General features: G+C 39.4%; 8 protein-coding genes. 7 read left to right on the top strand and 1 reads right to left on the bottom strand.

Features of this window, described 5'->3' with window-relative positions:
* The first annotated feature begins 131 nt into the window (after nucleotides 1-131).
* The 7 genes from OLM33_09970 (at nucleotide 132) to OLM33_09940 (ending at nucleotide 9,036) form a co-directional block, all read left to right on the top strand.
* Nucleotides 132-563, top strand: a complete 432-nt coding sequence (locus OLM33_09970; GenBank protein ID MCW1713979.1) for a recombinase family protein — start codon at nucleotides 132-134, stop codon at nucleotides 561-563.
* Nucleotides 550-2,121 (top strand): recombinase family protein, encoded by a 1,572-nt coding sequence (locus tag OLM33_09965; GenBank protein ID MCW1713978.1) that lies wholly within the window; start codon nucleotides 550-552, stop codon nucleotides 2,119-2,121. Before OLM33_09970 ends, OLM33_09965 begins: the two co-directional genes overlap by 14 nt.
* A gap of 442 nt (nucleotides 2,122-2,563) precedes the next feature.
* Entirely contained in the window at nucleotides 2,564-4,048 is a 1,485-nt protein-coding gene (lsa(E), locus tag OLM33_09960; protein MCW1713977.1) for an ABC-F type ribosomal protection protein Lsa(E), read from the top strand.
* Between the two features lie 53 nt (nucleotides 4,049-4,101).
* A complete protein-coding gene (gene lnu(B), locus OLM33_09955) occupies nucleotides 4,102-4,905 on the top strand; it encodes a lincosamide nucleotidyltransferase Lnu(B) (GenBank protein MCW1713976.1) in 804 nt (267 codons plus the stop codon).
* Nucleotides 4,906-5,318: 413 nt separating this feature from the next.
* On the top strand, nucleotides 5,319-6,080 hold the full coding sequence (gene ygiD / locus OLM33_09950) for a 4,5-DOPA dioxygenase extradiol (protein ID MCW1713975.1): 762 nt from the start codon (nucleotides 5,319-5,321) through the stop codon (nucleotides 6,078-6,080).
* Nucleotides 6,081-6,116: 36 nt separating this feature from the next.
* Nucleotides 6,117-6,962, top strand: a complete 846-nt coding sequence (locus OLM33_09945) for a pirin family protein (GenBank protein MCW1713974.1) — start codon at nucleotides 6,117-6,119, stop codon at nucleotides 6,960-6,962.
* A gap of 292 nt (nucleotides 6,963-7,254) precedes the next feature.
* The gene (locus OLM33_09940; GenBank protein ID MCW1713973.1) at nucleotides 7,255-9,036 is read left to right on the top strand and encodes a diguanylate cyclase; all 1,782 of its coding nucleotides are present in this window, start codon (nucleotides 7,255-7,257) and stop codon (nucleotides 9,034-9,036) included.
* Nucleotides 9,037-9,142: 106 nt separating this feature from the next.
* Here OLM33_09940 and OLM33_09935 read toward each other — a convergent pair.
* A partial coding sequence (locus OLM33_09935) for a hypothetical protein (GenBank protein MCW1713972.1) occupies nucleotides 9,143-9,326 on the bottom strand: 184 nt, incomplete at its 5' end.

The raw sequence follows: 9,326 nt of genomic DNA, 5'->3' as shown, positions 1-9,326 counted from the left end.
CCCGGAGGACGGTTCCCTCCGGGCACTTCTGACCTGTTCAGTAGATGCGGCGAGGGTGTTCAGTTTAGAGCGGTCAGAGTGTTCAATCTGAAACGGTCAAGGTGTTTATTTTGAGCGGAATATGCAGATAGATGCCTCATGTACCATATGGATATACGATTCAAGATGGAAAAGCGGTGATTGACCAGCTACAAGCAGAGCAGCTAAAGAAGCTATTCAAAGCATATCTTTCAGGTCTTTCCTTGAAGGATGCGGCTAAGAAAGCTGGGATTGTTAGATATCATGCCACTATTGCGAATATGCTCACAAATAAGCGATACCTTGGGGATGACTATTATCCCAAGATTATTGATGAGGATACTTTTGAAAAGGTAGAGGCTGAAAAGTTAAGACGGGCACAAATGCTCGGCAGAATTTGGGAGCATAAACCAAAGGAAAATAGTATTAAGAAATACCAGTTCGCCATGCCAACACCGGATGAGCTTTATGATGACCCATTTAAACAAGCAGAATATGTTTATAGCCTTATAGAAAGCGAGGCGATTGATAATGACGATGAGTAGGAATGTAACAGTTATACCAGCACGAGCTCGTGTGGGTAATAACCAAGAAACTGAAAGTAAAACCAAACTTCGAGTGGCGGCTTACTGTAGAGTTTCAACTGATAGTGAAGAACAAGCCTCCAGTTATGAGGTTCAGATTGAACATTACACTTCCTACATTAAAGGGAACCCTGAATGGGAGCTGGCAGGAATTTATGCGGACGACGGGATTTCAGGAACCAATACTAAAAAGCGCGAAGAGTTTAACCGGATGATTGAAGCATGCATGGAAGGTAAAATTGACATGATCATTACCAAGTCCATTAGCCGTTTTGCCAGAAACACGCTGGATTGTTTGAAATACATCCGGCAGCTAAAGGATAAAAATATCCCTGTTTTCTTTGAGAAAGAGAACATCAATACTATGGATTCCAAGGGTGAAATCATGCTGACAATCATGGCTTCACTGGCCCAACAAGAAAGCCAGTCCTTAAGCCAAAACGTAAAGCTAGGCATTCAGTACCGCTTCCAACAAGGTGAAATTCAAGTCAACCACAACCGGTTTTTAGGATACACCAAAGACGAAAATAAAAGGCTTGTTATTGTTCCTGAAGAAGCCGAAGTGGTAAAGCGAATCTATCGAGAATACCTTGAAGGAGCAAGTCTCCTACAAATAGCAAGAGGCCTAGAAGCGGATGGTATTCTCACTGCAGCTAAAAAGCCTAAGTGGAGACCCGAGACGCTTAAGAAAATACTGCAGAATGAAAAGTATATAGGAGATGCCTTGCTTCAAAAGACTTACACCGTTGATTTTCTTTCCAAAAAGCGAGTAGTCAATAATGGAATCGTACCTCAGTACTATGTTGAGAACAGTCATGAACCTATCATCCCGCGTGGAATTTTCATGCAGGTGCAGGAAGAACTGGTAAGGCGGGCTAACCTTTATACTGGAAAGAATGGTAAGAAGCGAGTTTATAGCAGCAAGTACGCTCTGTCCAGTATTGTCTACTGCTCAGAATGTGGTGAAATATATAGAAGAGTCCACTGGAACAATCGAGGCTGCAGGTCTATTGTCTGGCGATGCGTCAGCCGCCTAGAGGAAAAAGGGTCTGATTGCACATCCCCTACAGTTAATGAGGAAGTGCTACAGGCAGCAGTTGTAAAAGCCATCAATGAGTTGCTGGCCAGTAAGGATACCTTTCTCTCCACTTTACAGGCCAATATCGAGACAGTTTTAAATGAAGAACACGACAAAATTACCAATGATATTGACGTCAAGCTGGAAGAACTGCAAAACGAACTTTTGCGGCTTGCCAATTCCAAAACAGATTATGAGGAAGTGGCGGAAGAGATATACCGTTTGCGGGAGCAGAAGCAAAATGCACTGGTTGAGAATGCAGATCGAGAAGGGAAAAGGCAACGAATCGCTGAAATGAGTGATTTCTTGAATGAGCAATCCTGCGAGTTAGAGGAGTATGATGAGCAATTAGTAAGGCGGCTTATAGAAAAAGTTACGGTATTTCATGATAAGTTCGCCGTTGAATTCAAATCAGGAGTCGAGATTGATGTAGAAGGGTAATCTTTAGAAAGAGAACAGAAGAATTATATTGGATTTTTAAAGATAATATGATATAATAAAACGACTTGGAGGTGGAAGAATGTAAAACTTTTCTTGCTAATTATATGATGCATAATAAGATATTTAAAGAAACGGCTATAGAACCGTTTGTTTTGTTATGCAAATTGCAAGAAAGTTAAGTATTCTACACTCAATAATACATTACAGTAACCTTATGTTATGTATAACAAAAGGTAATAATAGTGTTTGTTTTTGAGCCGTAAGAATTTACTTTCTTGCGGCTTTTAATATTTGTAAAAGAAAGGAAGATAAACGTGATAGACAATGATACTATGTCATTCATGACAAAATCCTTGCAGAGTTGGATAACATTATAGAGTAATTAATGCCGAAAACCGACTTTGCTTATAAAATTTTTATAATGTAAAGGAGGAAGAAATATATGTCCTTAATAAATGTTTCAAATCTAACTTTTTCATATGAAGGAAGTTATGACAATATTTTTGAAAATGTAAGTTTTCAGATAGATACAGATTGGAAACTCGGTTTTATTGGAAGAAACGGACGCGGTAAAACTACTTTCTTAAATTTACTGCTTGGCAAATATGCGTATTCCGGCAATATAAGTTCTACAGTTAAGTTTGAGTATTTTCCTTATGATGTGGAAGATAAGAGTCTATATACAATTGAAGTAATGAAGAGTATTTGTACGGAATGTATGGATTGGGAGATTTTTCGTGAAATATCATTGCTTGATGTTCAAGAAGATGCTTTATATCGTCCGTTTAATACATTGTCAAATGGTGAGCAAACAAAGGTCCTTCTTGCAGCTTTATTCCTTACAGCGAGTTGTTTCCTGCTTATTGATGAACCTACAAACCATCTTGACATCGATGCACGTAATGTAGTGCAAAACTATTTGAAACGCAAGAAGGGGTTTATTTTGGTATCTCATGATAGAAGCTTACTTGATCAATGTGTTGACCATATACTATCTATCAATAAAACGAATATCGAAATCCAAAAGGGAAATTTTACTTCTTGGTGGGAGAACAAAACGTTACAAGATAATTTTGAACTGGCAGAAAACAAGAAACTCCTTAAAGAAATAGGAAGGTTGTCTTATGCAGCAAAACGTAGTTCAAACTGGTCAAATAAAGTAGAAAAAAGTAAATATGGAACAACAAATTCTGGTTCAAAACTGGATAAGGGTTATGTTGGACATAAGGCTGCAAAAGCGATGAAACGTGCCAAAAATATTGAGTCAAGACATCAGGAAGCCGTTTTACAAAAATCAGAACTGCTCCACAACATTGAACAATATGATGACTTAAAAATTTCACCACTTGAATTTCACAAAGAGTGCTTAATAGAAGCGAATGATTTATCATTGTCTTATGGAGATAAAGAAGTATGCAGTAATCTTAATTTCAGAGTCAATATTGGTGATAGAGTTGCCATTATCGGAAAAAATGGGAGTGGTAAGTCTAGTATCCTAAAATTGATTAATGGAGATGATATTAAATTTACCGGAAATTTTATGCTAGCAAGTGGACTAAAAATTTCTTATATTTCGCAAGATACTTCATATTTAAAAGGTAATCTATCTGAATTTGCCTATAATAATAAGATCGATGAAACTCTATTTAAAACGATTCTTCGTAAACTGGATTTTAATAGAGAGCAGTTTGATAAGAACATGGTGGATTTTAGTGCTGGTCAGAAAAAGAAAGTACTAATTGCTAAAAGCCTTTGTGAAAGTGCACATTTGTATATATGGGATGAGCCATTGAACTATATTGATATTTTTTCACGTATCCAAATTGAAAAAATGATTTTGGAATATTGTCCTACACTATTGTTTGTGGAGCATGATGATGCTTTTTGCAATAATATTTGTACGAAAAATATTAATTTAGGTTTGTAGAGATTTTGAGTTGCCACAATAACTAAAAGATATTTACATGAAAGGGTGAAGAAATGTTAAAACAAAAAGAATTAATTGCAAACGTTAAGAATCTTACTGAGTCAGATGAACGAATTACAGCTTGTATGATGTATGGATCGTTTACCAAAGGAGAAGGTGACCAATACTCTGATATAGAGTTCTATATATTTTTGAAAGATAGTATAACCTCGAACTTTGATTCATCCAACTGGTTGTTTGACGTAGCTCCGTACTTGATGCTTTATAAAAATGAGTACGGAACAGAGGTAGTTATTTTTGATAATCTTATACGTGGGGAATTTCATTTCCTTTCTGAAAAAGATATGAACATAATCCCCTCGTTTAAAGATTCAGGTTATATTCCTGATACGAAGGCTATGCTTATTTACGATGAAACAGGGCAATTAGAAAATTATTTATCAGAGATAAGTGGTGCAAGACCAAATAGACTTACTGAAGAAAATGCTAATTTTTTGTTGTGTAATTTCTCTAATCTATGGTTGATGGGAATCAACGTTCTAAAAAGAGGAGAATATGCTCGTTCATTAGAACTCTTATCACAACTTCAAAAAAATACACTACAACTTATACGTATGGCAGAAAAAAATGCTGATAATTGGCTAAACATGAGTAAAAACCTTGAAAAAGAAATTAGCCTTGAAAATTATAAAAAATTTGCAAAGACCACTGCTCGATTAGATAAGGTAGAATTATTTGAAGCCTATAAAAATTCTTTGCTATTAGTTATGGATTTGCAAAGTCACCTTATTGAACAATACAACTTAAAAGTTACACATGACATTTTAGAAAGATTGTTGAATTACATTAGTGAATAGGAGAGTAACGTTATTTACAGTATTGGGTACTGAAAATTAACAGCATACCTCAGTTTTTCAAAAAACAGCGAAGCCTATGGATATGTTTCCGTCTACCGATAGTGTAAAAAACGCAGTAGATATGTTTCCGAGAACGGACATAATCAAATGACATTCATTCTATCCTCTCAAGCCACGTTGAAACAGTGGTCACGATGTCAAGATCATCTGTCATTTAGCTGCTGATCAAATAACACGAAGTCTGACCTGCAGCAGGGTCTGACTTATTGGCAGTAATCCGCCACCCTTAAGTTATGGCACATCTTGGGCAGTTAAAAACTAGGTTAATAGACTATATTTGTTTACTTAGTTTAAATATTAAATTTTATTGGTCAAACATCAGTCAAAAAGGGGCGTGAGATGCTGTGACAAAAATGCCAGTTGTCTTTGCAGGACACGGGTCACCGATGAATGCCATTGAAGACAACCTCTATTCAAGGACCTGGAGAATAATGGCTGAACTAATGCCAAGACCGGAGGTCATATTGTCCATTTCAGCCCATTGGTATACAAAAGGCACAAAAATCATGAACGAGAAAAACCCAAAAACTATTTATGACATGTATGGTTTTCCCAGGGAATTATATGAAATCGTATACAATACGCCGGGTTCACCCGAGACGGCTGAAGCATCAAAGGCACTGATCTCAAGAGAAACGAGCTACAATAATTCATGGGGCATTGACCACGGCACCTGGTCAGTATTGGTTCACATGTATCCTGAAAGGGACATTCCTGTATTTCAGATAAGCATAGATGCCGATGCTCCTCCTGAAACACATTACACGATAGGCCGGGAGTTAAGATCTTTAAGGGAGCAGGGAGTTCTTATATTCGGCACCGGGAATATAGTTCATAACTTAAGACTTGCTGAATGGGACAAAGTCGGAGAAGGTTTTGACTGGGCATACGAATTTGACGGGTTTGTTTATGAAAACATCATGAAAAAGGATCATGAGAAGATTTTGAAATACGAGGATCAGGGCAATCTTGCAAAGCTGGCGGTGCCGATCCCGGACCATTTTTATCCTCTTTTATATGCGCTGGGAGCATCGGATGAAGATGACAAGGTCAGCGTTTATAATAAAGCTTGCGAGCTTGGTTCAATTTCAATGACTGCTTATCTTTGGGAATGACAGTTCAATTAAATGATCATTTAGGAGGATAGTCCGGTGGAACGAAAAATCAAGAAACAGGTCAACGGGTTTAGGACACAGGACGGTGCCGGGGTGGACCTCGTCAGAGTACTGTCACGCAGGACCTCGGAGGAATACGATCCGATCCTGCTGCTGGATTCGTTCGACAGTACCGACCCCGCACAATATAAGGCTGGATTCCCCATGCATCCGCACAGGGGGATAGAGACCATTACCTATGTTTATCATGGGCAGATAACCCACAGGGACAGTCTGGGAAACGAAGATACCATCGCCGACGGAGAGATCCAGTGGATGACGGCGGGGTCGGGCATCTTGCACGAAGAGAGGCTGCCTGCATCAGAAAGGCTGCTTGGCGTACAGCTGTGGCTGAATATGCCGGCGAAAGACAAGATGGCCGATCCCGCTTACAACAGTATCAAAAATTCTCAGATTGAAGAAATTATGCTGGAGAATGGAAAACTGAGGCTTCTTGCGGGCAGGTACGGGGACAGAAAAGGTTATTCAAGCAAATATCTCCCGCTGGACTTTTATGATGTACACCTCGACCCAGGTGCATCTGTTCTAATAAATACAGAAAAAGAGCACTCCGCCATGATCTTCACACTTTCAGGAGACGCCTATATCGGCGGAGAGCATGTCAAGGAAAAAACAGCGGTAAAGCTTACTCCGGGGGATCACGTCGAGATAAAGGCGGCCGATACAAATATGCAGGTGTTGTTTATTAGTTCCCTGAAGCTGGGTGAGACCATCGCCTGGGGAGGGCCGATAGTCATGAACACCGAGGAAGAACTGGAGGCTGCATTTGAGGATTTAAAAAACGGAACGTTCTTACAGAAGGGAATATCCTACAAGCATTGATGCACGCAAAGGCTTGAATAGATTTACAAAGTTAAATATGATCGGAAACATTGAATTTAATCTATTTTACATAATCCGCAAAATATTGTATAAAAGGCTGTAATTTTTTTCAAATGTGTACAACGCGGCATTCCTGCAAGCAAGTATCCCCTGCGGACCAAGAGTTCTCCGACAAACTGCTGCCCCTGGCCCGAATAAGGCAATAACTGCTCTATGAGCGTTTTACAGGACGGCCGACCGGCACTATTGAGACATTTACGGCAAAGACTGATGTTATTGCGGGGGCTTTTATATGGACCTGGAGAAAGTTTATGCAGATTCTATCAGCAATGCCCAATGCGCCTTCGCCTACCATGAAGGCGTATTCGATGATGCCGGGGAAATGGTCGATTACATCTTCCTCGACGTCAATAAGGCTTTTGAGGAAATCACGGGACTGAAAAAAGAAGACGTCATAGGCAAAAGATTCGTCAGAGACATCATCAGAGATGAAGAGCACGGCGTCCAATGGGTAAAGATATATGAAAGGACAGTAAAAGAAAAGGTCCCGATAGAGTTTGAAGAATATTCAAAAGAAAACAGGAAGTATTTTTCAGTCAAGGCCTTCTCGCCTGAAAATGATCGTTTTGTCTCTCTGATTATGGACAGGACGATCGAAAAAAAACTGCAGGAGATAGTACAGTATTTTATTGATAGTATCGGAGATAATGTCGACTATGAATGCATCGCCAAATTCGCATGCGATATTTCCGGTGCCGACTACGCTGTCTTTAACCTCTTTGATAAAAATGGACTTGACTTTACTACCGTCGCCGTCCAGGGTGTCAATGAAAGATTCAAAAAATTGTCCAAATTCCTGGGGTTTGAAATCGTGGGCAAAAAGTGGCCGTATGATCCTACAAAGGAAGAAAAAACCAAAGGACAGGAAATAACCATTTTTAATGCTTTGCACGATCTTACCGGAACTAAAATACCCAAAGAGATCACGCTTAGGCTTGAAAAAGTATTCAAAATAGGGATCGTGGCAGTTGCAAAAATAAGAAAAGACGGTAAGGATCTGGGAGATTTCACTCTTATATTCAAGAAAAACAACCGCTTTAAAAATGAGGAGTTATTTTTGCTCTATCTTTCCCAGCTGGGTCTTTTTCTCGAAAAAAACAGACTTGCCTCAGAATTGAACGAAAGCCAAAAAATGTTTTACACACTGGCAGAGTACGCCCCTGTGGGCTTTCTCTCCTGCAACACAAAAGGCACTATAACATATGCGAACAAACGCCTCATAGAACTGATGGGGTCCTCTTCTTACGATACGACTAAAAAGATCAATCTCCTCGAGTTTACAAATTTGACTGAGTGCGGTTTTTCACAAAAACTTAAAGAATGTATGCAAAATGAAAAAAATATTGAATATGAATTCGCATATAAGAGTCTTTGGGGAAAATTTAACTGGCTCAGGTCGTACTTCACTCCTATAAAGGAAAATAATACGGTCATTGGCGCAAACATTGTCATTGATGACATTACAGATAATAAAACCTTCGAATATGACCTTAAAGAAAAGGTCTTCAGAGACCCCCTTACAAGAGCGTATAACCGACATGCTTTGGAGAACAAACTGCCGAGTAGGCTGAGCGAAGTGAAATTAAAAGGAACGATAAGCTGCATTGCAATAGTAGACATAGATAATTTCAAGGAGATAAACGATAACTTCGGACATAAGGCGGGGGACGCTGTCCTCAAATACCTTGCCACGAGGGTCAAGAAGGAACTTCGTGAAGATGACCTCTTTATTCGAACAGGGGGAGACGAATTTCTTATTTATCTCCACGATATAAGAGAGGAGAAAAATGCCTCTAATTTTATCAAGAGGATATTTGACAAGATCACCGGCAGTTACAGGTTAATGGACGAAAACGACGAACCATACAAAATATATGTCAGCTGCAGCATCGGCGCATCATTCTTCCCAAAGGACGGCAGCAGCGTAGAGACTCTCATGGCAAAGGCAGACAAGGCGCTGTACAAAGTAAAGAACAGCGGAAAGTCAAATTACCAGATCGAACTGTCGGATTGATCAATCATGATCCGGAACCCGCAGCAACACTCCTTCGACAAAAGTGTTTAAGAACTATCATTTCAAGTTCAAACTTGATCGCATATAACTTAATATTCCATAAATATCACACTACTTTTCTGTCATTTTCCCTTAATAGAGGAGGAACAATAAATGAATATAATGCGAAACGCGTTTTTTTAGAGCCACCGGATCGCAGTACAGAGAGCCATTGGCGCACGGAGATCAGAGCCGGCGGCGCGGGGCCGAGAGCCATCGAAGCAAACACAAATATAAAGAGCCACCTGAGT

This window comes from Synergistaceae bacterium DZ-S4, from assembly GCA_025943965.1.
Lineage (GTDB): Bacteria > Synergistota > Synergistia > Synergistales > Synergistaceae > Caenicola > Caenicola nitritireducens.
The sequence above is the reverse complement of the archived record's forward strand: the minus strand, read 5'-3'. Positions and strand labels throughout refer to the sequence as shown.